This is a genomic window from Marixanthomonas sp. SCSIO 43207 (genome assembly GCF_019904255.1).
GTDB lineage: Bacteria > Bacteroidota > Bacteroidia > Flavobacteriales > Flavobacteriaceae > Marixanthomonas.
Window position 1 is genome coordinate 1,447,250 of record NZ_CP063203.1, and the last position, 23,799, is coordinate 1,471,048.

Consider the following 23,799-nt stretch of genomic DNA (forward strand, 5'->3'; position numbering starts at 1 on the left):
AAGGTTTAATCTTAAAAATAAGGCATAAAAAAAGCTGTTCTTAAGAACAGCTTTTTTTATGATTTATAGTTGGTTAATTTTCAATAGCTTCTAGATAGTCAATGAGCATATCAACAGCTTCGTCGTGTACAATTGTTCGTCCTAGTTGTGGCATCATGTAAACAGGTGCTGTACTTTGTATACGAGCTTCAATTTCACCTCTGTTTGCATAAATACCGGTTTCTTCAAAAGGAGTTTCAAGCCTGAAGTCTAAATTAAAATTGGTTACTGCACCACCGGGTTGATGGCAATGAGCACAGTTAATATCTATATAAGCTCTACCGCGATCAAGAATATCATTGCTGGCATCTGTCCAATCGGGTAATACACTTATATTTTCTGAAGTAGCTCCTTCCATCATACCAATACTTTCTAAATAAGCAAGTTGATTTTGGTTTGTGTATGAAGGTGTAAAATTCATACTTCGTAGTTTCATACCAATTGGGAACGTGCTATTATTATTGTTGTGGCAGGTAAAACAATCTTGTTTTGATGGTACTTTATAATCTATATTTAATGTTTGACCATCACTGTTTGTGTAGCTTATAGGAGTAACATTGCCATTTTCAGAATAAGTAGCTTCTGTTTGAGCTTCGTTCCATATATAATTTCCTACTTCCCAAACGCCATTTATTTTTAAAAGAATTCTAGTTTCAATAATTATCTTTTCTGAATTTGGGTTTTGTTCATTCAAATTATAATAGAATGTTTTGGCAATTAGTGTATTGTCTGGGAATACTGGCAATAGATCGTCACCTTTGTATTTTAAAACTTCACAGTTAGGCAATCTTACAAGTCTTTGTTTTTTTGCATAATCTGTAAATAGGGTGCTATTAATTTCATAAAGTTGTACGCCATCAGCGGGTGTTAATTCTGAGAGATTTTGGGTAAAAACTCCCATTTCAGAAAGGTTGGTTTTAAACTCTAAGGTAATCGCTAGCGTACAGGTGTCAAAAATATCGCTACTTTCAGATTGATTATCGGCTTCGTCAAAAGCTACAACAGAAAAACTGTAAGATGTTTCGGGTGTTAAACTTTCTATGGTTAAAGTTGTAGCTGTAATATTGTCGTTTATAATATTACCATCTTGAAAAACAGCATATTTTTTTACACCAACGTTATCTGTAGAGGCGTCCCAACTTAATTGTAGACTAGTTTGGGTTTTATTGGTAGCTCGTAGATTGGTAGGTTGAGATGGATTTTGTGTATCTGTGGTATCAACAGGTGTGTCGTCATCTCCGCCACAAGAGATAAAGAAGACGATACTTAATAATCCTAAAGACTTTAAGACAAATTTTTTCATATTCTAAAATAATTTGCCTAAAAGTAAAAAAATCTTTCTAACTACTGTTTTTTGTTGTGTATAATGTGAAGGTAAGTTTTGAAAAATGCTTTAATTTGGAATCAATCTAATCAAGTATCAAAAATCTTCACAAAAAAAAGACCTTTTCAATTTACTGAAAAGGTCTTTTCGTTTTTACTAAACCAGTTCTACGAAGAGGCCGTCATCTGTTTTGTTGACCTTAGCCAATTTATGTTTGGTTAGGGCTTTAATGCTTTTGTCCCATTTTTTATTGCTCAATCCACTTTGTTCTTTTAGTTCGTTAAGATCGATTTTGTTTGCTTTCTTTAGTAATTCAAAAACAATTTTTTCAGAATCATTAAGCGCTACGGTTATTTTCTTTTCTGGTTTCATTTGTGGGAAGAAAAGCACTTCTTGAATAGATGGATTATTGGTTAAAAACATGATTAAACGATCCATTCCGATGCCCATTCCGCTGGTAGGAGGCATACCGTATTCTAAAGCTCTTAAAAAATCAAAATCTATAAATTGAGTAGCTTCATCATCACCACGATCTGCTAGTTTTAATTGTGCTTCAAAACGTTCTCGTTGATCGATTGGGTCATTGAGTTCGCTATACGCATTAGCGATTTCTTTTCCGCAGACCATTAGCTCAAAACGTTCTGTAAGTTCTGGGTTGTCTCGATGCTCTTTACATAAAGGGCTCATTTCTTTTGGGTAATCTGTGATAAAGGTAGGTTGTATGAAATTTGGTTCACATTTTTCTCCAAATATTTCATCAATCAACTTTCCTTTACCCATAGTATCATCAACTTCAACACCTAAGTCTTCGGCAGCTTTTCTAATTTCTGCTTCTGTTTTTCCGGTAATATCAAAACCGGTATATTTTTCGATGGCTTGAGCCATTGTTACTCTTGGATAAGGTGCTTTAAAGTCAATTTTATGTTTTCCAAACGTGGCTTCGGTGGTTCCATTTACTTGGGTAGCACAAAACTCTAAAAGCTGTTCGCAAAAATCCATCATCCAGTTGTAGTCTTTATAGGCTACATAGATTTCCATAGCGGTAAACTCTGGATTGTGAGTGCGATCCATTCCTTCATTTCTGAAGTTTTTAGAAAACTCATAAACTCCATCAAAACCACCTACTATCAATCTTTTTAAATAAAGCTCATTGGCAATTCGCATATATAGTGGAATGTCAAGTGAGTTGTGATGCGTTACAAAGGGTCTTGCTGCAGCACCGCCGGGTATAGGCTGTAGAATTGGAGTTTCTACTTCAAAATAATTACGCTCATTAAAAAAGGTACGCATTGCGTTAAATAGCTTGGTACGTTTTATAAAAACCTCTTTAACGTGTGGGTTTACGGCTAGGTCTGCATATCGTTGACGATAACGCTGCTCGGGATCATTGAATGCGTCATATTTGTTCCCGTCACTATCTACTTTTGGTAATGGTAAAGGGCGTAGCGCTTTTGATAGCAACGTAAAGTTTTTCACCATAACGGTTTTTTCACCTACGTTTGTGGTAAATAATTCACCTTCAATACCGATAAAATCACCTATATCTAGAAGTTTTTTATATACATCATTGTACAAAGATTTGTCTTCTCCTGTACAAATTTCGTCACGGTTAAAATACACTTGTATGCGCCCTTCACTGTCTTGTAGTTCAGCAAATGAGGCTTTACCTTGAATACGACGAGACATTAATCTACCTGCGATAGTAACTTTTTTACCTTCAGAAAAATCCTCTTTAATGTTTTTGGTACTATCTGTAATCTCAAATAAATCTGCCGGGTACGGGTTAATACCCATTTTTTGAAGTTGTTCGCGCTTTTGGCGTCTTACCTGTTCCTGTTCTGAAAGTTGCATATATTATTTCTAAAAATGAAGTCGCAAAGATACCAACAAAGATGCTGCAAACCAATAGTTGTAACAAAAGGAAATTACAACGACTTATACTTAAAATTTTTAATTGTAAATTTGTTAGCGATGAGTGTTTGGAGAGTAATTCTATCCATTTTATTTCCGCCATTAGCGGTTATTGATAAGGGATGTGGTTCTATTTTGATTGTATTAATTCTTACAATTATGGGCTGGATTCCCGGTGTAATAGCTGCACTCATAATTTTAAATAACCCTAACAGAAACTAATTATGATTAAAAAACTACTCCTTTTATTACTTGTGGTGGTAATGTTTACTGCTTGTCAATTTACCGAAACTCTTGTCATTCAAGAAGATGGTACAGGACGCGTATCTATGAATATTGATATGAAAGAAATGATGGCGATGGGGCAATCTATGGATATGGATAGTACTATGATAAAAATAGACAGCACTGTGGCTTTTAAAACGTTTTTGGAAGAAAAAAAAGATAGCATTGCAAAGTTGCCTAAAGAAGAACAAGAAAAATTGATGAAATTAAAGGATTATAAGTTACGTACATTTATGGATCCTGAAACCAGTGAATTTTTTATTGATGTTTTTGTAGATTTTTCTTCTATAGAAGAAGCAAATAACCTTATGAGTAGTATAAATCAAGCATCTTCATTGATACCTAGTACTCCCGGAGGAGGTGAAGTGAGTAGTGACCCTTCGAGTGATGTAATTGGTATTCGGTATGAATATTCAAACAATACTTTTACCAGAGACTCTTACATTAAAGATGAGGCAATGTATCAAAAACAAAAAGATAGTTTACAAAGTGCCGAGATGTTCATGAGTAGTATGAATTATAAGTTGAAGTATACGTTTCCGAAGAAAATAAAATCATCATCAATTGAAGATGCTAGTTATTCTTTGGACGGAAAAACTATTATTGTAGAAAAAAGCTTCCTAGACTACTTCAAAAATCCAGATGTTTTAGACTTACAAGTAGAATTGGAGAATTAATTTTTATAAAACTTTATTGATTTTTAAGTACCTTACGTGTTAAACTTAAAAATTAATATATGAAACTTTATTTTTTATTTCTACCCTTATTGTTGGTAAACGCTTGTAAAACAACCAATACCAACACGGTGTCTGATGGTACTACAAATACAGACCAAATGGAAATATCTACTTCGTGCCCTGAAAATGGTGAATGTTCGGCAACTATTCAAAAAGGTAAAACATTAGTTGTAAAAGAAGACGGAACCGGCGCATTATATCCTGAAATTACATCGGGAGATAATATCGTTGTGGTTTATTCCTTTTCACAAAAAGGTCCTGAAGGAACTGCTGATGGTGATTATTCTGAAACAATTCATTTTGAAATTCCTGCTAGTGCTACCAAGTTTACCAAAAGCGATGCATCTTTACAAGATGTTCAATTGTTGTATGGAAAACAATGTTATTGTAAAGGAGAAGCAGGGTTTTATAAGGTAAAATCTGGTACGCTACAAGTTACTAAAAAAGAAAATGAAGTTCAGTTTATGTTGCGTTTTAAAGTAGATGAAACCTCTCATAAATTAACTACTATTAATAAAACAATACAATTGTAAAAAATAAAAGGGACGCATAAAGCGTCCCTTATTAATTATACGTTGTGAAGGTTTTTAATTCTTCAATAGTTTAGTTGTAACTTTTCTTCCGCCATTTTCAACAGTCATAAAATACATTCCTGAATTTAATGAACTATAATTGAATGACTCTTTAAACGTTCCGCCTTGGTTGTTAAACTCTTGGCTAGCTACTTTTCTTCCTCGTATGTCATAGATTGCAACTGAAACCTTACTAGAACCGTTAGTAATGAATTCTAAGTTAACAATACCAGTAGTTGGGTTAGGCCATACGCTGAAGTTCTCTAAAGCAACTTCATCAACGCTTAAGTTTTCATCAATTGTTATATCTTCTGCATTTAAAGCATAGAATAGGTGGTCTGTTCCTGCTACCATAACTCTAGCAGTAGAAGTATTGTCCACATCTGGTACAGTAATTACTTGACTACCATCGTTAGGTGTAGCAGCAGCTAAAACTATATCATAGTTAATACCGTCTAAACTTAATAAAATATCAACATTAGGGCTATCTACAGGAGATGCATCAGTTCCTGCCACATCCCAAGTGATAGTTTGTTGCGTGCCTTGTTTCCAACCTGGTGTTTCGCTTTGAGAGGTAACTACAAAAGGTCCTGAGTCTCCGTCAACTGTAAGTAATGTGTTGTCACTTGCACTAGCAGATCCTCCCGCTACGTTGTCACGTACCGTTAATCTAAATCTTAAAATACGTCCTACAGAAGGTACAACTTCCCAAGTTGATTGTGTAGATCCATTTAATACGGTAGATAAAGCTGGCATATATCTATCAGGTGTCGCTACCGGGTCTAATGAACGGAAAGCTGGACCACCGGTTGAAGTGCTTTGTGGTGGCATAGCGGCAACTTGAGCATCAAACTGTTCCCAGTTGTATGATAATACATCACCAGAGTTAGGATCTGAGCCTTCACCTCTTAAAATAAACGGTGTAGATTTTGGCAGTGTATAGTTTGGTCCCGCATCTGCAGTTGGAGCATCGTTACCTGTAGCTGATTCAGCTCCACAAGTACTATTTCCATTTGTTATGTTATTCCACATTTCTTGAATACTGATAGCATGAAAATAATCATCACTTACGTTTTGAACGTTTGGAGGGCAGATACCTGCATATCCCATAATTGTAGAAGCACTACCAGGCTCTACTGAAGCAGGTGAGCGTTGGCAGTTGTTGTTTTGTGTATGATTACCACCATATTGGTGTCCCATTTCGTGAGATACATAGTCAACATAAAAACCGTCTCCAATAGGTTGTGGCAAGCCAGTTACACCTCTTGCTTTACCTCCTGAAGTACAAGGTGAGTTTAATTGAGCAATACCACCGCCACCGGTACTAAATACGTGGCCTATATCATAACCTGCACTTCCAATAATGTTATCACAAGTGTTTTGGTTTTGACTCAACATAGCTCCACCATCATTGTTTGTATAAGGGTCTGTTCCGCCATCTAAAAAGATAAGATCTTCGTTATCTGCAATAATTTCCATAGTTACAGCTAAGTCTCTTTCATAAATACCATTTACACGAGTCATTGCAACATTCATAGCGCTTAAAACAGCTGCTTTTTTTACGCTGTCAGGCTCTCCTGGATCAACACCTTGTTCGTTTAAATGATATTGTGAATATTCACCAGTACAAGCTAATGCAAGTCTAAATGTACGTAAAGTACCGTCATCTGCATTTCTTACAGGCTCATCATCCATATCTGGAAGGTCTTGTGGTAAGGTGTCCTCTACGTGACAAACAAAATTGTTTGTATCTGCAGGAAGACTTGCTCTAGAATATGTGATGTAACTAGACTTGTCTTTTGTGTAAGGATCAACATATATAGTTGAGTGCTTAGCAGATAAAATCATCACGTGCACACCTACTTGTGATACACTAAAACGTGCCATAGCCGAAGGATCATCAATACCTTGACCTATATATGAGTCAATCCCCGGAAACTTTTGTTGTAATTCTTCATTAAGTATTGACGCTTCAAAAACTTTAAACTTTTCAAGCTTTCCATTCACTCCAGGAAGCTCAATAATTACGTTTGAAGTTGTAGTGCTTTTTCTCGAAGGAGCATTAGCCAAAATAGATTCAAAATTTTCAGTGTTTAAATTGAAAAGGTTAAATTCAGAAGGCATAAAATTCCTTGTTCCTTTTGCTTGTAAAGCTACATCATCTGCGGTGATAGGAGTCCACAAAGACGAATTGCTTTGAGCTTGCATTCCTACACTAAAAATAGTGAATAATAGAAATGCAACTTGTTTACATGTAATTTTTTTCATCATTAGGATTTAATTCATAAATATTTAGCGTAAATATAACGCTCTTTAACGTTTATTTAAAGAAATGTAATAAGTTTTTAGTGTTAAAGTGATAGTAGTGGTCAATAATGCATCATTTCTGTTATTATAATGGTAATTTTGCTATTGGAAATGCAGAACTATTAAAATGGTAAATACTAAGATAGAATTACAAGATTTAGGTAAAAAAGAATATCAAGGTACTTGGGATTATCAAGAAGTGCTCTTTAAAAAAATTATTGATGCCAAAGTAAAAAACAGGCGTCAACAGCTTGACGAAATGACTCCTAATTACTTCTTATTAGTTGAACATCCACATGTGTATACATTAGGGAAAAGCGGTGACCTTTCAAATCTTTTAATTTCTGAAGAAAAACTAACTGAAATTGGTGCAACATTTCATAAAATTAACCGAGGCGGCGATATTACCTATCACGGCCCAGGACAGATTGTAGGATACCCTATTCTAGATCTTGAAAATTTCTTTACAGATATTCATAAGTACCTTAGGCTTCTAGAAGAAATGGTTATTCTTACCCTGGCAGAATATGGCCTTAAAGCAGAACGCTCTGAAGGTGAAACCGGTGTTTGGCTTGACGTAGGAACTCCTTTTGCACGTAAAATTTGTGCAATGGGTGTACGAGCAAGTAGATGGGTAACTATGCATGGTTTTGCCTTAAATGTCAATACAGATTTAGGGTATTTTGATCATATGATTCCCTGTGGAATTAAAGGAAAAGCTGTTACTTCATTACACGTAGAATTAGGAAAAGCAGAAATTTCAGAAGCGGAAGTAAAATCAAAACTTTTGAAGCATTTCGCAACCTTGTTTAATGCACAACTAATCGAAAAAAATACTGCAATTTTATAATGCGTATAGAATTAATTCTTTGTCAGAACCTTTTGTGACTATACCTGCTTTTCTTTGTGATGACAATGCACCCATATCTACCGATGAGGTTCCATAAACCGGAAACCCATTAAGTAAATTACCTGTATTATCAAACACATACACTTTGCTTTCTTGAGTTTCAGTTGTGGTGATGTATTTGGTTCTATTAATTGTGAAAATTTGGGGTTGCGTGTAGATTCCAAAAGGCAATTCTGTCAATTTTCCATTAATGCGCAATAAGTTATCATCCATCGTGGCTTTTACATTACCATTGACTACAAAACCGTAACTATTGCTTACGTCAAGATTTTGAGTGGTCGTTTTTCCGCTTTGAGATATGCTTATTTTTGCATTATCTTTTGTGATAACTACAAAATTTGTGTCTTCTTCTTCAATAGGAATTTCAGAAAAATCAAATTTTTTGGATACTGGTACGCGTACTTTTCCTGTTCTGTGCAAAATGTTTAAGTGACCATTTTCTTCAGCAATCACGATGTAATCTTTATTGCCCATACGTATGTGTTGTGGCGGCAATACAAGGTTGCTTTTTGCTTTTTCAAACGTAAAACCTTTTACAATTTTACCCTCATTATTGTACATAAATATCTCTTTCCCTTGCGTGATGATAAAACGGTATTTTCGGTTATTATCATAATCAAAAACGGCTAATGGCTGTGTGATTTCATCTTTAAACTGAAGCGGAAATGGAGAAACATTATTTCCGGTTCTGTCAAGAACATAAAAGGTGTTTTGGGTTACAAAAGCCAATTGTTTTTTTCCGTTACGCAATAGATCTACTTCGTGAATTTTACCAAGAATAGGTTCTTTTAAGTTTTTGGTCCAAAGCGTTTTTCCTTCTTCAGAAATAAAATACAGTTTATTCTCAATATCTTGAACTACAATATCTTTTCCGTTGGTGCGATGATTGGTAAATAGTTGAGGTTGACCTAAAATTGTATTTTCAAGTTCAATGCTGAATTGCTCTGTAACGCTTCCTGTTTTTTGCTTTTCTGAAGAGGCTTCTTTACACGCCAAATTAACGTGTGCAAAATTACTGTCATAACTAAACTGAAGCATTGCAAGCGGATATTTCTGTAAATTAATAGCTTCAATTTCAGAAGCAGTTTTTGTAGAAAAATAAGGAGCAAATGAAGTTGTAATTTGATTACCCAATGCATAGACCAAAATAGAAGATGCGTTGCTCAACTGCTCAGAAGCATCTTCAAAATTGTGTCCTTTACCTAGCACATCATTGTTTTTGTAAGCTGTGATAATGGCTTGTGTTGTGGCTTCGTTTTCTGTAATCACAAAAAAATCATCCAATTGAAAAGCTTGGCTTAGTGTGGTTGAATTGATAAGCGGGGCAAGGTTTTGATGTATAATTTTGGGTTGGTTAAAATCATAAATAACCGTTTCTCGATAGGTGTTGTTTTCTGAAACAAAACGCCCCAAAGCTTCGTTGGTCATATCAACATCAATACTTTTTAACACCACAGCATTTCCTTCTCTAAGGTTTATTTGGCCAAATTCATTTACAGAACCTAACAGCGTATTAATATCACCTTCAGTCTGTTTTTTTTGGAAGTTTTTTAAGTTGTTTGTAAACTGTATCGCATCATTGTAAGTATATGAAACAGCAAATTGAGCAGCAGAAGGGATAATTTGTTCCAGATCATTTTGTTGAGGTACTTGACCTTCAAAAACATTTAATAACTGCGGTATTGTATCTCGAGCTAAAACTACACCGGTAGCGGTTAATGCATTGGGCAACACAGAAACATCTAGCGCCATTGTAGAGGCAAATTGAATTTTAGTAGAGTCAGATGTAAAAACAAACGGGTTGTTAATGACAGTTGTAAGTTCGCTGTTTTCTTTAATTGAAATCGCTTTTTTTATATCGATATTAGTTTCGGTTTTACCTTTTAAAATATCTTGAATAATCTGTTGAGAAGAACTCACCATAAAAACACTATCTTGTATTGCAGTGTAAGCAACTTTATTGTCAATAGTTACTCGCTGCAGAGCAATACCGTCAAACTTTAATGTTTCAATAGAGCGGTTTTTTATAGAATCGGTAACAAAAAGAGTTGAGTCTTGGCGGGTGATGAACGTGTAATCTGTGATACTATCGTTACGGTTGCCAATACAGAGGAAACTCTCATTTTTTGGTTTTAAATACTTAAAAATAGCATGGTCTTTAGTAAAATAGGAGGAAACTTTTGTTTCGCTTAGAGCAGAAACAATACCGTTGTTTTTTAAATCACTTTGTAACGTTTCAAAATTTGAAATTTTAAAAATCACCTTACTTTCCTTCGGAATAAAATCTATTAATTCCCCTTTTTTTGAATTGGATTGATTACAACTCCAAAACAAAACAAGTAGTAAAATTGCTAAAAAATTTTTGTGCCTCATTACTACAAAAATAACAAGTAATTTGCCTAGAATAAGTTAAGATGAATATGATTTATTGACGGGTTGTTAACAGCTATAAATTAAGCTTTAGTTGTTCTGGTAAAAGTTTAAAACTTTTGCGATGGTAAGCTGTTGTACCTAGTTCTTTAATAGCATGACGATGTTCTTTGGTGGGATATCCTTTGTTTTTTTTCCAATTATATTGTGGGTGTTCTTGATGAATACGAGCCATAAAAGCATCTCGTTCGGTTTTTGCTAAGATAGAAGCTGCAGCAATATGCAGGTATTTACTGTCTCCTTTGATTACACATTCAAAAGGTGTATTTCCGTAAGGTTTAAAGCGGTTGCCATCAATGGCGATAAATTCTGGTTGCTGGGTGAGTTTTTCAATAGAACGATGCATAGCCAAAATAGAGGCGTTTAAAATATTTATTTCGTCAATTTCATGCATCATTACATGCGAGTACGCATAACAGATAGCTTCTGTTTCAATAATTTTTTTAAGTTCGGTTCTTTTTTTTTCTGAAAGTTGTTTACTGTCGTTTAAAAAAGGATGCGTAAAGTTGTTTGGTAATATTACTGCTGCAGCTGTTACTGGACCGGCAAGACAGCCTCTTCCGGCTTCATCTGTTCCGCACTCTAGTAAATTTTTATGTATTTTAAGTTTCAGCATTAAAATTTAAAAGAAAGAATTCCGTTCAAAAGTATACCTTTGCTTTGAAAGTAAAAAATCTATGAAAAACCCGTTTTTATTACTTTTTTTCCTGCTGTTAACAACAAATTTGATTGCCCAAGAAGCAACAAAAGTTGATGAGAAACCTGAAAAACCTCCCATAGATTTATATAAAATCGTTTCAGCAGATAGAGATACTACTTATGTAGATACTTCTTTGAGTGTAAAAAAACTTTACAAGTTTAACTATTTGCGAAGGGATCAATTTGAGTTGTTGCCTTTTTCAAATGTAGGACAAACCTATAATTCGCTAGCATACGATTTTGATCAATTAAATTTAAAACCTCTTTTTGTAGCGCAGTCACACCATTTTAATTATATGGATAGTGAAGACATTAGTTATTACAATGTTCCTACACCTTTAACTGAATTATACTTCAAAACAGCTTTTGAACAAGGACAACAACTTGATGCTTTTTTTACTGTAAATACAAACGAGCGATTTAACTTTTCAGTGGCTTATAAAGGCGTTCGTTCGTTAGGTATTTATCAAAATATTCTCACTAGTACAGGTAATTTTCGTTTTACAACCAATTATACCAACAAAAACAAACGTTACAAAGTGCGCGCCCATGTGGTGGCACAAGATATCTTAAATGAAGAAAATGGTGGTTTGCCTGCAAACTCAATAGATTTATTTGTAAATGACGATCCAGAATTTAATGATAGAGGTAGAATAGATGTAAATTTTGAAGATGCAGAAAACTTATTAAAAGGGTTGCGTTTTTATGCTGATCATGAATATGAATTAATACGCCAGCGTGACAGTACCAGCTATAATGTATTGGCTGTTGGAAACCGTTTTAGCTATGAAGAAAAGTCTTTTCTGTATACACAAGATGCTCCTTTTGAAAACTACGGAGACGCATATGAAACAACCAACCTGAGAACCAGAACCAATCTAGAAGATTTTAATGTGCAAGCTTACGCTAGGCTTGAAAACAGTCTGTTAGGTACCATAAGCGCTTTTGCCGGTTATACCGATTATAATTACGGATACAATTCTGTCTTAATTTTGGATGAAGGAAGAATTAACAACCGGTTACAAGGAAATTTAATACAGTTTGGTGCCGGTTATAAAAAACAATATCGTGGTTTTCAACTTTCCGGAAAAGGGGCTATTAACATCTCGGGTGATTATGATGCTAATTATTTACAAGGAGCAGCGTCATTTTCCTTTAACGATGATACAAAAGTAGAAGCATCTGCTACATTACATTCGGTAGCGCCCAATTTTGGTTTTCAATTGTATCAAAGTGATTATGTAAATTACAATTGGCAAAATAATTTTGAAAATGTAAAAACACAAGAATTAGCTTTTGAGTTACAATCAGAAAAGTTATTAAATGCGTCGGTAAGTTACACGGGTATAGATGATTATACTTATTATACAATTCAGCAAAATGATTCTACGCCTACACCGCAACAATATGGTGAGCGTGTAGATTATCTAAAGGTGAAGGCGCAGCGTGAATTTAAGTATGGAAAATTTGCACTAGATAATACTTTATTGTTTCAACAAGCAGTAGGAGGAGATGAAGTGTTTAATGTGCCACAATTAGTGACTAGAAATACACTTTATTTTCAAGACGAATTATTTAAAAAAGCATTATTTCTACAAACAGGAGTTACATTTAAATATTTTACAAAGTATAATATGAATGGATATGATCCTGTTTTGGCCGAATTTTATGTGCAGAATGATCAAGAACTAGGAGGTTTTCCGTTACTCGATGTTTTTATAAGCGGAAAAATAAAACAGACACGTATTTTCTTTAAATGGGAACACTTTAATCAACTGTTTAAAAGTACCAACGATCAATTTTCAGCTCCGGGATATCCATATCGAGATGCTGTGATACGTTTTGGTCTCGTGTGGAATTTCTTCTTATAAGTTAATATTTTACTCAATAAAAAAACCCGACTTAAAGCCGGGTTTTATTTTATAATGATATTAAATTTTAATCTCTCAATAACCCTCTAGAGATTACAATTTTCTGAATTTCGCTAGTTCCTTCATAGATTTGAGTGATTTTTGCATCACGCATCAATCGCTCTACATGATATTCTTTTACAAATCCGTTTCCACCGTGAATTTGTACGGCTTCAACTGTTGTGTCCATTGCAACTTTACTAGCGTATAGTTTTGCCATAGCGCCACTCATGTCATAATTATTACCTTGGTCTTTGTCCCAAGCAGATTTCATTACTAGATGGCGTGCAGCAGCAATTTCGGTATACATATCTGCTAGTTTGAAAGCTATAGCTTGATGGTTTGCGATTTCAGTACCAAACGCTTTTCTTATTTTTGAATATTCACGAGCCAATTCATACGCTCCCGAGGCAATCCCCAATGCTTGTGCTGCAATACCAATACGGCCACCACTTAGGGTTTTCATTGCAAACTTAAAACCAAATCCATCTTCGCCAATTCGGTTTTCTTTAGGTACTTTTACGTCGTTAAAGTTTAAGGTGTGAGTGTCACTTCCGCGAATTCCTAGTTTATCTTCTTTAGGGCCTACTTCAAATCCATCCCAACTTTTTTCAACTATAAAAGCGTTAATACCTTTGTGACCTTTTTCTTTATCTGTTTGCGCAATTACCAAATAGTAATCTGCACTTCCACCGTTGGTAATCCAGTTTTTTGTTCCGTTTAAAATATAGTGATCGCCTTTATCAATGGCAGTTGTTCTCTGTGATGTTGCATCACTACCTGCTTCTGGCTCGCTTAAACAAAATGCTCCAATAGATTCTCCGGTTGCAAGTTTGGTTAAATATTTTTGTTTTTGTTCTTCAGTTCCGTAGGTTTCAAGTCCCCAGCAAACTAAGGAGTTGTTTACTGAAACAATTACAGAGCATGACGCGTCTATTTTACTAAGCTCTTCCATGGCTAGCACATAGCTTACTGTATCCATACCGCCACCGCCGTACTTAGGGTCTACCATCATACCAAGAAAGCCCAATTCGCCCATTTTTTTAACCTGCTCAGTTGGGAATTCTTGTTTGTTATCGCGCTCAATAACACCTGGTTTTAATTCATTGTTAGCAAAATCTCGTGCTGCGTCACGAATCATGATGTGTTCTTCGGAAAGACTGAAATCCATAAGTTTAATTTAAAAATAGTGTTTAAAAAAGTGCTGCAAAGATACCGTTTTATATGCATAAATCCCAAAGTCAACTTTTATAATTATACTGAGCGTTTATTTACGCTGTTTTTACCTATACATTTTTTAATTTTATACAATGGAAAAAACCGAATATCACGTTGTAGGTGTAATGAGCGGTACATCACTAGATGGTGTTGATTTGACAGAGTGTTTCTTTACGGTTTCAAAAGATAATACGTGGAGTTTTTCAATAGGTGTTTCAGAGACAATACCTTATCCCACAACTTGGAAGCAAACACTTCGAGAAGCGGTGCATTATTCTGAAGAAAAACTAACCGAACTGAATGCTAATTATACAAATTATCTTTCTCAAATACTTACTTCGTTTATTTCAAGAAATGAATTAAAAGATCTAGACGCAGTTTGCAGTCACGGCCATACTATTTTGCACAAACCAGATATGGAAATTACTCTTCAAATAGGAAATTTACCAGAACTTGCAAGTTTGATTAAACAACGTGTAATCTGTGATTTCAGAGTACAAGACGTGGCATTGGGTGGTCAAGGAGCACCATTGGTTCCTATAGGTGATCGTTTGTTGTTTTCAGAATTTGATTATTGTTTAAATTTAGGAGGGTTTGCCAATTGCTCTTTTGAAAAGGATACAAATCGTATTGCTTATGATATTTGTCCTGTAAATATTGTTCTCAATCTGTATGCAGAAAAATTGGGGAAACCTTTTGACGAAGATGGAAAAATGGCAGCTTCTGCAGAGGTTGATGAAGTGTTGCTTGCTAGGTTAAACCAGCTGCATTTTTATAATGAATCACCACCAAAATCTTTAGGATTAGAATGGGTTAAAGCCTATGTTTTTCCGCTTTTGGAATCATCAGAGCAGTCACCAAGCGTTATTTTGCGCACTTTTACAGAGCATATTGCAATACAATTAACACGTCAATTTTCCGAAGGAAAAAAAATATTAATCACGGGTGGTGGAGCTTACAATTCTTTTTTAATTAAACGGTTGCAATCATTAAAAAAACTGGAGGTTGAAATACCTTCAAATCAACTGGTAGAATACAAAGAAGCCTTGATATTTGGGTTGTTGGGGGTTTTGCGTTTGCGTGATGAAATAAATTGCCTCTCAAGTGTTACAGGGGCATCAAAAAACCATGTTTCGGGCTATGTGTTTGGTTGCTAAAATTTACTAAAAAAGAAGAGCAACCGTTTGTAAGTTTTTTATATTTGCTACTTAACTCACCAATTTGATGAAAGAACTACTAAAAAAGTACGAAAATAAATCACCAGAAATTGTTTTTCATTGGAATGATCCAGAAACCGAAGCAGAAGGTTGGACAGTCATTAACTCTTTAAGAGGCGGCGCTGCCGGCGGAGGAACTCGAATGAGAGAAGGGCTAGACAAAAACGAAGTTTTATCTCTAGCAAAAACAATGGAAGTTAAATTTACCATTTCTGGGCCACCGATAGGCGGAGCTAAATCAGGAATCAATTTTGACCCTGCAGATCCTCGTAAAAAAGGCGTTCTTGAGCGTTGGTATAAAGCTGTGTCACCTTTATTAAAAGCCTATTACGGAACCGGAGGTGATTTAAATGTAGATGAAATTCATGAAGTAATTCCTATTACCGAAGAAAGCGGTGTTTGGCATCCACAGGAAGGAGTGTTTACAGGACATTTTACACCAACCGAAGCCGATAAAATAAACCGAATTGGTCAATTAAGACAAGGTGTTATCAAGGTTTTGGAAAACAACACCTACTCTCCAGATGTGATGCGTAAATATACTGTGGCAGATATGATTACCGGTTATGGTGTAGCCGAAGCAGTGCGCCACTATTATGATATTTATGGAGGTTCTGTAGAAGGAAAAAAAGCAATAGTTCAAGGCTTTGGAAATGTTGGTGCAGCTGCAGCTTATTATTTGGCTCAAATGGGCGCCAAAGTAGTGGGGATTATAGATAGAGCAGGCGGTATTATCAATGAAGAAGGTTATACTTTTGAAGAAATCAAGCAACTATTCTTAACCAAAAAAGGAAATACGCTTGTTGCAGATTCTATGCTTTCATTTGATGAAATGAATGATAGAATTTGGACTCTAGAAGCAGAAATTTTTGCTCCTTGTGCGGCTTCTCGGTTAATAACCAAAGATCAAATATCACAGATGATAGAAAGTGGCTTAGAAGTTATAAGCTGTGGAGCAAACGTGCCATTTGCAGATACCGAAATTTTCTTTGGTCCTATTATGGAATACACCGATGAGCGCGTAAGTTTAATACCAGATTTTATAAGTAATTGTGGGATGGCCCGCGTATTTGCTTACTTTATGGAACGTAAAGTACAAATGACAGATGAAGCAATTTTTAATGATACTTCTATGACTATTAAAAATGCCATTCAAAATACATTTGATAATAACAGTTCAAAAACCAATATCAGTAAAACTGCCTTTGAGATTGCTCTTAAGCAATTGGTATAGATAGTAGTCATTAATAACTTCACTTAATTTACTATGGAATCAATTATCATTTTAATTTTTGTAATAGGGTATCTAGCTATTACACTTGAACACCCTTTAAAACTAGATAAAACTGTACCTGCCTTAATAATGGCAGCTTTGATTTGGGCAGTACTAGCTGTTGGTTTTCATAGCGGATGGTTTGATATTATAGATACTCATGAAAATGCTTTTAACTTTCTCTCCGGCGGTGAAATAGCCGAAGAAGGTTTTGAAAACACGCTCTTACACCATTTAGGAAAAACAGCTGAAATTTTAATTTTCCTTATAGGAGCGATGACCATAGTAGAAATTATTGATCTACATAGAGGTTTTGAAATACTTAAGGGAGCTGTAAAAACCAAAAGCAAACGTAAATTGCTATGGATTATAGGAATATTAGCTTTCGTTCTTTCAGCAATAATAGATAACCTAACTGCAACCATAGTACTAGTTACATTACTTCGTAAGTTAATACATAAAAGAGAAGATAGGTTATGGTATGCAGCTTTAGTTGTTGTAGCCGCAAATGCTGGAGGAGCTTGGTCTCCAATAGGTGATGTTACCACCACAATGCTATGGATCGATGATAAAGTAACAGCAGCAGGATTAATAGAGTTTGTTATTCTGCCTTCAATTGTGTGTTTTGTTGTTCCGTTTTTTATTGCAAGCTATTTAAAACCTTTCAGAGGAATGATTGAAGTAGATTCTACAGAAGATTCAGAGGCAGTAAGACTATTAAGTAGTAAAACAATGTTATTTTTAGGATTGGCAATGATAGTATCGGTTCCGGTTTTTAAAACACTTACACATTTGCCGCCTTATGTAGGAATGATGCTTGCACTAGGTGTTGTGTGGCTAGTTTCAGAATACATTCATCCAGAAGAAGATTTTACCAGTGAACGTAGACATTTATATTCTGCTCATAAAGCCCTGTCACGAATTGAAATATCAAGTATCCTATTTTTCTTAGGAATTTTAATGGCAGTCGCCGGACTTGAATCTTTAGTTTATGGAGTAGTAGGAGGAGAAGAAGTAGGAACACTTCGTTATGCCGCAGAAAAACTAGATATGGCTATACCTAATCAAGATATTGTTGTGATTCTTCTAGGAATATTCTCTGCAATCATTGACAACGTACCGCTAGTTGCTGCATCTATGGGAATGTATGAATCTCCAACCGATTCAGTTTTATGGCATTTTATTGCCTACTCAGCCGGTACCGGTGGAAGTATGCTTATCATTGGTTCTGCTGCAGGTGTTGCTGCTATGGGAATGGAAAAAATTGATTTTATCTGGTATCTTAAGAAAATCACTTGGTTGGCCTTTATAGGATTCATTGTAGGTGCCGGAGTATTTTTATTATTTGAACGTGTGATATTTCATCACGCTTAACAATTTCTAAGACTATTTGTCGTTATTCAATAAAACTGTAAATAATTTATGCTAAACTTCTTAATTCAGGAAGGTACTGAAGAAACAACACAAGCTGTTGACCCTGAAACAACTGAAAAAACACTTTCTGTACTTGAACTTGTAATGAATGGAGGCTTGGGAGCCCAAATTATTATCGGTGTACTCTTCATTCTACTCTTTGTTGCTGTATACATATATTTTGAAAGGCTTTTTGCTATCAAAGCTGCTTCCAAAGTAAATAGCAACTTTATGAATCAAATACGTGACCATGTAGCAAGTGGCAACATTCAAGGGGCTAAGGTACTTTGTGCTCAACAAGATAGTCCTGTTTCAAGACTTACTGAAAAAGGAATTTCACGAATAGGGAGTCCGCTTGAAGACATTAACACCGCTATTGAAAATGCAGGGCGCTTAGAGGTATACAAACTAGAGAAAAACGTAAGTATACTAGCAACGATAGCCGGAGCTGCTCCTATGATTGGTTTCTTAGGAACTGTAATTGGTATGGTTTTGGCATTTCATCAATTGGCTACAAGTAGCGGTCAAGCAGAAATGGGTGCCTTGGCAGAAGGAATCTACACGGCTATGACAACAACTGTAGCAGGATTAATAGTTGGTATTATTGCGTATATGGGTTATAATCACTTAGTAGTACGTACCGATAAAGTGGTGCATCAAATGGAAGCTACTGCAGTTGACTTTTTAGACCTTTTAAATGAACCGGCATAATGAATTTGCGAGGAAGAAATAAAATAAGTCCCGAGTTTAGTATGAGCTCCATGACAGATATTGTATTTCTGTTATTGGTATTTTTCTTATTGACTTCACCAGCAATTACTCCAGATGCTTTAGATTTAATTTTACCTAAGGCAAAAGGGAAAACAACAAACGTGCAGAAAGCATCCGTAAGTATTACCAAAGACGGAGCGTATTATGTAAATAAAGAACGAGTAAGTGAATATACCATCGAAAAAGAATTAAAAAGTATTCTTTCAGGTCAAGAAGAGCCCACAATCGTTTTACGTGCAGAAGAAGGCGTACCTATTGAAGATGCTGTTTTTGTTATGGACGTCGCTAATAAAAATAACTACAAAATTGTATTGGCGGTGCGCCCCAACTAACCAACGCATAGCAATACAAACATTTTTAGTGTTTAATTATAATTAACCCGAACCTCACAACATGTCCTTTTTAGACACAAAACATAAAAAAAAGAGTATGACAATCACGGTAATTTTACATGTGGTTTTACTCATTTTGTTATTTTATGTAGGGTTAACGTACTTAGATCCGCCTCCTGAAAATGGTATTGCAGTCAATTTTGGTACTATGGATACTGGAAGCGGAAACATTCAGCCAAGTGAGCCTATCAAATCTGCACCCAAAGAAACTACACCACCACCTGTTTCACAATCAAAAACTGAAATTAAAGAAGAAGTGTTGACGCAAGATGTAGAGGAAGCTCCTGTTATTAAAAAAGAAAAACAAAAAGAAGTTCAAGAAGAAACGCCTGTAAAACAAAAACCGAAAGAAACACCAAAAAAACCAGACCCAAAACCTGATAAAACCACAACCGATGCATTATCAAATTTAATTAATGCTCCCAAAAGCGACGGTACAGCAAAAGGAAGTGAAGGTAATGATAAAACAGCAGGAGATAAAGGAGACCCCGATGGCGACCCCAATGCAAAAAGCTATTATGGAACCGGAAAAGGACTAGACGGTGACGGAAACTATTTATTAGGGGGCAGAAAAGCGCTTAATAAAGAAAAGTATGTGCAGGACTGTAATGAAGCGGGGAAAGTAGTGGTGAGTATTGAAGTAGACCGAAACGGAAAAGTAATCAGTGCAACACCCGGTGTAAGAGGTACTACAAATAACTCTCGATGCTTACTAGAACCTGCAAAACGAGCAGCTTTAGCAACACGTTTTAATTCAGATAGTGAAGCACCTGCCAAACAAATAGGTAAAATTATTTACAATTTTAGTCTTTCAGAGTAAACTTAAAACTATAATCTCATAGACTATCAAGAAACCATATCCTGGCTATATCAACAGTTGCCTATGTATCAACGTATAGGCAAAACTGCTTTCAAAAAAGATTTATCAAACACACTGGCTTTAGCTTCACATCTTCAGAATCCTGAAAAAAAATTTAAATCTATTCACGTAGCCGGAACCAATGGAAAAGGATCTGTAAGCCATATGTTGGCTTCAACTTTACAAGAAGCAGATTATAAAGTAGGATTGTATACGTCACCACATTTAAAAGACTTTAGAGAACGTATAAAGATTAATGGAACTATGATTTCTGAAGAAGAAGTCGTTTCATTTGTACATTTAAACAAATCTTTTTTAGAAAAGCAAAAACTCTCTTTTTTTGAAATGACTGTGGGCTTGGCTTTTGATTATTTCAGTAAACAACAGGTAGATATTGCTATTATTGAAGTAGGAATGGGCGGTAGGCTTGATAGTACCAATATTCTTATTCCCGAGGTGTCAGTGATTACAAATATCGGTTTTGATCACACAGCTTTTTTGGGAAATACATATGCTGAAATAGCCACAGAAAAAGCCGGAATTATAAAACCATCTGTACCCGTAGTGATAGGTGAAACTGTTTCAGAAACAAAAAGGGTGTTTAAAGCCATTGCATCTTCAAAAAAGGCACCTATTTTATTTGCTGAAGACTTAACTCTTTCAGATTATGAAAGTGACCTTAAGGGAGTTTATCAACAAAAAAATAAAAGAACTGCAATAGCAACTTTGGGTGTTCTTCAAAGTAAAAATTGGAATATTTCAGAAGCAATAATTCAGCAAGGTTTTTTAAATGTAATTAAAAATACAGGTCTTCAAGGGCGGTATCAAATTTTAAGAGAAGGGCCAAAAGTGATTTGTGATACGGCTCACAATAAAGAAGGTTTGCAATTGGTGCTTCAGCAAATACAAAGTGAAAAGTATGCAAAACTTCATATTGTACTGGGTGTTGTAAATGATAAAGACTTACAGATCGTATTGCCGTTGTTTCCTAAAAAAGCTGCGTATTACTTTTGCAAACCAAGTGTTCCTCGAGGTTTGAATGCTTTAACTTTAGCTGCTGAAGCAGAAAAGTTTGAGTTAACAGGGGCTGTTTATAGATCGGTACTTGATTCTTATATGGCGGCTTTACAAAATGCTTCAAGACAAGATTTAATCTACATTGGCGGAAGCACATTCACAGTTGCTGAAGTTGTTTAGTCCTTTTTAGTTTTAAAGTTGGTTTTCTTCTTTTTATCAGGATTGGTAAAAAGACGCTTGAAAAATCCGTCACGTTTGGTAGGTTCACAATCTAGCATTTTAATTACACTGGCAGAAGGTTGTTTAAATTGGGCTTCGGTAAGTTTATTAAAAACAGTGTCTTTATTCATTTTTTGAATCAATTTTGCAGCAATTGGCAATGCTGCATTGGCTCCTTGACCGGTTCTAGTTGTTTTAAAACCGATACGATGGTCGTCATTTCCTACCCAAGTAGCGGTAATTAATTTTGGCATTACAGAAACAAACCAAGCATCTTTATTTGATTGTGTAGTTCCGGTTTTTCCTCCCATATCATTTTTTATGCCATATGTGCTTCTTATGCGAGTAGCCGTACCGTTATTAACAACAGATTGTAGCATTTCTATCATTATCTGTCGGGTGCTTTCAGAAAAAGCGGGTTGTATAGTATCTTTTTTAGATTCAAACGTTTCTATTAATTCTCCTTTATCATTTTCAATTTTTAAAAGATAATGTGGTGAGGCAGGTTTGCTGCTGTTTACAAAAGCTGCGTAAGCACCTGTTAACTCTGCTAGGGATATTTCGGCAGTTCCGAGTGCTAATGAAGGTACTTTTGGTAAGGTTGATGTAATGCCCATTTTTTCTGCCATTTTTATGGTATTGTCAATCCCGGCTTCTTCCAAAACTTTTACTGAAACTGTATTGATCGATTTACTCAATGCAGTTTTTAAACTATAATTAAGGTATTTTTCTTCAATATCTCCCGAGTTTGAAGGGCTCCAGCCTTCCATATTTTCATACTCAACTTCTCTTGCTGAAAAATAATCACATGGTTGTACGCCATTGTCCAAAGCAGTTGTATACACAATTGGTTTAAAGGTAGACCCTACTTGTCGTTTACTTTTTTTAACGTGATCATACTTAAAATGCTGAAAGTTTACACCGCCAACCCAAGATTTTACTGCTCCTGTATATGGGTCTATAGCTAATAACCCTGCATTTAAAAACTTTAAGTAATGTTGAATGCTGTCTATGGTACGTGCACTTACTTCTTTGTCACCATCGAGTGTGTACCATTGCATTTTCTTTTTCTTGCTCAAAGAATCGAGAATAGCTTTTTCTGAAACTCCAGTTGCTTTAAGTTTTTTGTAAGCAGTAGTTCTTTTTACAACCGAACTAATTAATGCTTTATTTTTAAGCCAAGGAGCGTTATTTCCGTATTCGTTTTCAAAATTTTTTTGAAGATTTTTAAGATGTTCTTCAACTGCCTCTTCGGCATATTGCTGCATTTTTTTGTCTATTGTTGTATAGATTTTTAAACCGCTTGTGTATAAATTGTATGGAGTTTCCTTTGTTGAATTTTCTTTGCACCAAGCTGCCATTTTTGTACGTAACTCTTCTCTAAAATAAGCTGCAAGGCCTTTTTGTTCATCAAAATTTCCGAAATTCAATGTTAATGAATCTGTTTTATACGTGTTGTAATTGGTGTCGTTTAAAAAACCATATTTATGCATTTGATAGAGCACAACATTTCTTCTTTTTCGGCTTCGGTCAGGAAACTTGTTTGGATCATAGGTGTACGTAGCTTTTAAAGTTCCTATTAATGTTGCTGCTTCAGACGGTGATAAGTCTGAGGCATTTTTATTAAAAAATTTGAGCGCGGCACTTTGAATTCCGTAGGTGTTACCACTAAAGGGAACGGTGTTAAAATAGAGTTCGAGTATTTCTTTTTTATCATAATTGTTTTCTAGTCTTCTAGCTACAATCATTTCTTTGGTTTTAACCACCGGAATTGTCAAAAATCCATAATTTTTTCTTTTGAAGAGGTTTTTGGCTAGTTGTTGTGTAATGGTGCTTCCTCCGCCACTACTAGCGTCCTGTAGTAAAATTGTCTTGAAGAATACGCGCACTAAACTTCTAGTGTCAATACCGTTATGGTCATAAAACCGAACATCCTCTGTAGCTAATAAAGCGTCAATGGCGTGTTGCGGTATTTGAGAGAAGGGAATGGGTTGTCTGTTTGAAAGATAAAACTTTCCTATGAGTTCATTATTTACGTCATAAATTTCAGAAGCTTTATACTGCGAAAGGCTTTGTATTTCTTTCTTACCTGGAATGGAGCCCCAAACCCCAAAATAAACGCTTAAAATGAATAGAAATAAAATACCTAAACAGCCTCCAGCAATTTTAAGAAGTAATTTACCGTATTTTTTTAAGGTTGTTTTTTGCATACTCAATTGTGCTATTAACCTGACAAATAAACGTAATCTTATCTCGTAGATTATGTGTTTAACGTAACTTTATCATCTGCATAAAA

19 protein-coding genes are annotated in these 23,799 nt (G+C 35.2%); 12 read left to right on the forward strand and 7 right to left on the reverse strand.

What is annotated here, in order from left to right; all coding sequences use genetic code 11:
* Window positions 1–73: 73 nt before the first annotated feature.
* Both INR76_RS06810 and lysS read right to left on the reverse strand, forming a co-directional pair.
* Window positions 74–1,342 carry a fibronectin type III domain-containing protein gene (locus INR76_RS06810; protein WP_223109903.1) on the reverse strand — a complete coding sequence of 423 codons (1,269 nt, stop codon included), beginning with the start codon at window positions 1,340–1,342 and terminating at the stop codon, window positions 74–76.
* A gap of 177 nt (window positions 1,343–1,519) precedes the next feature.
* Window positions 1,520–3,214, reverse strand: coding sequence for a lysine--tRNA ligase (gene lysS, locus INR76_RS06815; RefSeq protein WP_223109904.1), 1,695 nt, complete (start codon window positions 3,212–3,214; stop codon window positions 1,520–1,522).
* A gap of 120 nt (window positions 3,215–3,334) precedes the next feature.
* Here lysS and INR76_RS06820 point away from each other — a divergent pair, with 120 nt between their 5' ends.
* Genes INR76_RS06820 through INR76_RS06830 form a run of 3 tightly spaced genes read left to right on the forward strand, consistent with a single transcriptional unit; the run spans window position 3,335 to window position 4,829 of the window.
* Window positions 3,335–3,496: a YqaE/Pmp3 family membrane protein gene (locus INR76_RS06820; RefSeq protein WP_223109980.1), complete on the forward strand. Its 162-nt coding sequence runs from the start codon at window positions 3,335–3,337 to the stop codon at window positions 3,494–3,496.
* Between the two features lie 2 nt (window positions 3,497–3,498).
* Window positions 3,499–4,236: a hypothetical protein gene (locus tag INR76_RS06825; RefSeq protein WP_223109905.1), complete on the forward strand. Its 738-nt coding sequence runs from the start codon at window positions 3,499–3,501 to the stop codon at window positions 4,234–4,236.
* 59 nt (window positions 4,237–4,295) lie between these two features.
* Complete coding sequence (locus INR76_RS06830; RefSeq protein ID WP_223109906.1) at window positions 4,296–4,829, forward strand: hypothetical protein; 534 nt, start codon at window positions 4,296–4,298, stop codon at window positions 4,827–4,829.
* 54 nt (window positions 4,830–4,883) lie between these two features.
* Here the strand turns inward: INR76_RS06830 and INR76_RS06835 are convergent, their stop codons facing one another.
* Entirely contained in the window at window positions 4,884–7,136 is a 2,253-nt protein-coding gene (locus tag INR76_RS06835; protein WP_223109907.1) for a reprolysin-like metallopeptidase, read from the reverse strand.
* Window positions 7,137–7,302: 166 nt separating this feature from the next.
* Between INR76_RS06835 and lipB the strand changes: the two genes are divergently transcribed.
* Entirely contained in the window at window positions 7,303–8,025 is a 723-nt protein-coding gene (gene lipB / locus INR76_RS06840) for a lipoyl(octanoyl) transferase LipB (protein WP_223109908.1), read from the forward strand.
* On the opposite strand, the gene INR76_RS06845 is transcribed toward lipB, so the two are convergent.
* The gene (locus INR76_RS06845; protein WP_223109909.1) at window positions 8,020–10,458 is read right to left on the reverse strand and encodes a hypothetical protein; all 2,439 of its coding nucleotides are present in this window, start codon (window positions 10,456–10,458) and stop codon (window positions 8,020–8,022) included. The genes lipB and INR76_RS06845 overlap by 6 nt on opposite strands.
* Before the next feature lie 73 nt (window positions 10,459–10,531).
* Window positions 10,532–11,131 (reverse strand): ribonuclease HII, encoded by a 600-nt coding sequence (locus tag INR76_RS06850; protein WP_223109910.1) that lies wholly within the window; start codon window positions 11,129–11,131, stop codon window positions 10,532–10,534.
* Between the two features lie 61 nt (window positions 11,132–11,192).
* Between INR76_RS06850 and INR76_RS06855 the strand changes: the two genes are divergently transcribed.
* Window positions 11,193–13,085, forward strand: a complete 1,893-nt coding sequence (locus INR76_RS06855; protein ID WP_223109911.1) for a putative porin — start codon at window positions 11,193–11,195, stop codon at window positions 13,083–13,085.
* 67 nt (window positions 13,086–13,152) lie between these two features.
* Here the strand turns inward: INR76_RS06855 and INR76_RS06860 are convergent, their stop codons facing one another.
* On the reverse strand, window positions 13,153–14,295 hold the full coding sequence (locus INR76_RS06860; RefSeq protein ID WP_223109912.1) for an acyl-CoA dehydrogenase: 1,143 nt from the start codon (window positions 14,293–14,295) through the stop codon (window positions 13,153–13,155).
* A gap of 139 nt (window positions 14,296–14,434) precedes the next feature.
* Here INR76_RS06860 and INR76_RS06865 point away from each other — a divergent pair, with 139 nt between their 5' ends.
* The 7 genes from INR76_RS06865 (at window position 14,435) to INR76_RS06895 (ending at window position 21,464) form a co-directional block, all read left to right on the forward strand.
* Complete coding sequence (locus INR76_RS06865; RefSeq protein WP_223109913.1) at window positions 14,435–15,499, forward strand: anhydro-N-acetylmuramic acid kinase; 1,065 nt, start codon at window positions 14,435–14,437, stop codon at window positions 15,497–15,499.
* A gap of 67 nt (window positions 15,500–15,566) precedes the next feature.
* Complete coding sequence (locus INR76_RS06870) at window positions 15,567–16,793, forward strand: Glu/Leu/Phe/Val dehydrogenase dimerization domain-containing protein (RefSeq protein ID WP_223109914.1); 1,227 nt, start codon at window positions 15,567–15,569, stop codon at window positions 16,791–16,793.
* Between the two features lie 33 nt (window positions 16,794–16,826).
* On the forward strand, window positions 16,827–18,206 hold the full coding sequence (gene nhaD / locus INR76_RS06875) for a sodium:proton antiporter NhaD (protein ID WP_223109915.1): 1,380 nt from the start codon (window positions 16,827–16,829) through the stop codon (window positions 18,204–18,206).
* A 48-nt stretch (window positions 18,207–18,254) separates the two neighbouring features.
* Window positions 18,255–18,956, forward strand: coding sequence for a MotA/TolQ/ExbB proton channel family protein (locus tag INR76_RS06880; RefSeq protein WP_223109916.1), 702 nt, complete (start codon window positions 18,255–18,257; stop codon window positions 18,954–18,956).
* Complete coding sequence (locus INR76_RS06885; protein ID WP_223109917.1) at window positions 18,956–19,348, forward strand: biopolymer transporter ExbD; 393 nt, start codon at window positions 18,956–18,958, stop codon at window positions 19,346–19,348. The genes INR76_RS06880 and INR76_RS06885 overlap by 1 nt, the downstream gene beginning before the upstream one ends.
* 61 nt (window positions 19,349–19,409) lie before the next feature.
* On the forward strand, window positions 19,410–20,228 hold the full coding sequence (locus INR76_RS06890) for an energy transducer TonB (protein ID WP_223109918.1): 819 nt from the start codon (window positions 19,410–19,412) through the stop codon (window positions 20,226–20,228).
* Between the two features lie 18 nt (window positions 20,229–20,246).
* Window positions 20,247–21,464 (forward strand): folylpolyglutamate synthase/dihydrofolate synthase family protein, encoded by a 1,218-nt coding sequence (locus INR76_RS06895; RefSeq protein ID WP_223109981.1) that lies wholly within the window; start codon window positions 20,247–20,249, stop codon window positions 21,462–21,464.
* Here the strand turns inward: INR76_RS06895 and INR76_RS06900 are convergent.
* The gene (locus tag INR76_RS06900; RefSeq protein WP_223109919.1) at window positions 21,461–23,713 is read right to left on the reverse strand and encodes a transglycosylase domain-containing protein; all 2,253 of its coding nucleotides are present in this window, start codon (window positions 23,711–23,713) and stop codon (window positions 21,461–21,463) included. The two genes, INR76_RS06895 and INR76_RS06900, sit on opposite strands and share 4 nt — an antisense overlap.
* Window positions 23,714–23,799 lie beyond the last annotated feature (86 nt).

Bases quoted from the DNA above. Each gene is read 5' to 3' on its own strand.
- INR76_RS06810 (WP_223109903.1), bottom strand. From the start codon at position 1,342: ATGAAAAAATTTGTCTTAAAGTCTTTAGGATTATTAAGTATCGTCTTC.
- lysS (WP_223109904.1), bottom strand. From the start codon at position 3,214: ATGCAACTTTCAGAACAGGAACAGGTAAGACGCCAAAAGCGCGAACAA.
- INR76_RS06820 (WP_223109980.1), top strand. From the start codon at position 3,335: ATGAGTGTTTGGAGAGTAATTCTATCCATTTTATTTCCGCCATTAGCG.
- INR76_RS06825 (WP_223109905.1), top strand. From the start codon at position 3,499: ATGATTAAAAAACTACTCCTTTTATTACTTGTGGTGGTAATGTTTACT.
- INR76_RS06830 (WP_223109906.1), top strand. From the start codon at position 4,296: ATGAAACTTTATTTTTTATTTCTACCCTTATTGTTGGTAAACGCTTGT.
- INR76_RS06835 (WP_223109907.1), bottom strand. From the start codon at position 7,136: ATGAAAAAAATTACATGTAAACAAGTTGCATTTCTATTATTCACTATT.
- lipB (WP_223109908.1), top strand. From the start codon at position 7,303: ATGGTAAATACTAAGATAGAATTACAAGATTTAGGTAAAAAAGAATAT.
- INR76_RS06845 (WP_223109909.1), bottom strand. From the start codon at position 10,458: ATGAGGCACAAAAATTTTTTAGCAATTTTACTACTTGTTTTGTTTTGG.
- INR76_RS06850 (WP_223109910.1), bottom strand. From the start codon at position 11,131: ATGCTGAAACTTAAAATACATAAAAATTTACTAGAGTGCGGAACAGAT.
- INR76_RS06855 (WP_223109911.1), top strand. From the start codon at position 11,193: ATGAAAAACCCGTTTTTATTACTTTTTTTCCTGCTGTTAACAACAAAT.
- INR76_RS06860 (WP_223109912.1), bottom strand. From the start codon at position 14,295: ATGGATTTCAGTCTTTCCGAAGAACACATCATGATTCGTGACGCAGCA.
- INR76_RS06865 (WP_223109913.1), top strand. From the start codon at position 14,435: ATGGAAAAAACCGAATATCACGTTGTAGGTGTAATGAGCGGTACATCA.
- INR76_RS06870 (WP_223109914.1), top strand. From the start codon at position 15,567: ATGAAAGAACTACTAAAAAAGTACGAAAATAAATCACCAGAAATTGTT.
- nhaD (WP_223109915.1), top strand. From the start codon at position 16,827: ATGGAATCAATTATCATTTTAATTTTTGTAATAGGGTATCTAGCTATT.
- INR76_RS06880 (WP_223109916.1), top strand. From the start codon at position 18,255: ATGCTAAACTTCTTAATTCAGGAAGGTACTGAAGAAACAACACAAGCT.
- INR76_RS06885 (WP_223109917.1), top strand. From the start codon at position 18,956: ATGAATTTGCGAGGAAGAAATAAAATAAGTCCCGAGTTTAGTATGAGC.
- INR76_RS06890 (WP_223109918.1), top strand. From the start codon at position 19,410: ATGTCCTTTTTAGACACAAAACATAAAAAAAAGAGTATGACAATCACG.
- INR76_RS06900 (WP_223109919.1), bottom strand. From the start codon at position 23,713: ATGCAAAAAACAACCTTAAAAAAATACGGTAAATTACTTCTTAAAATT.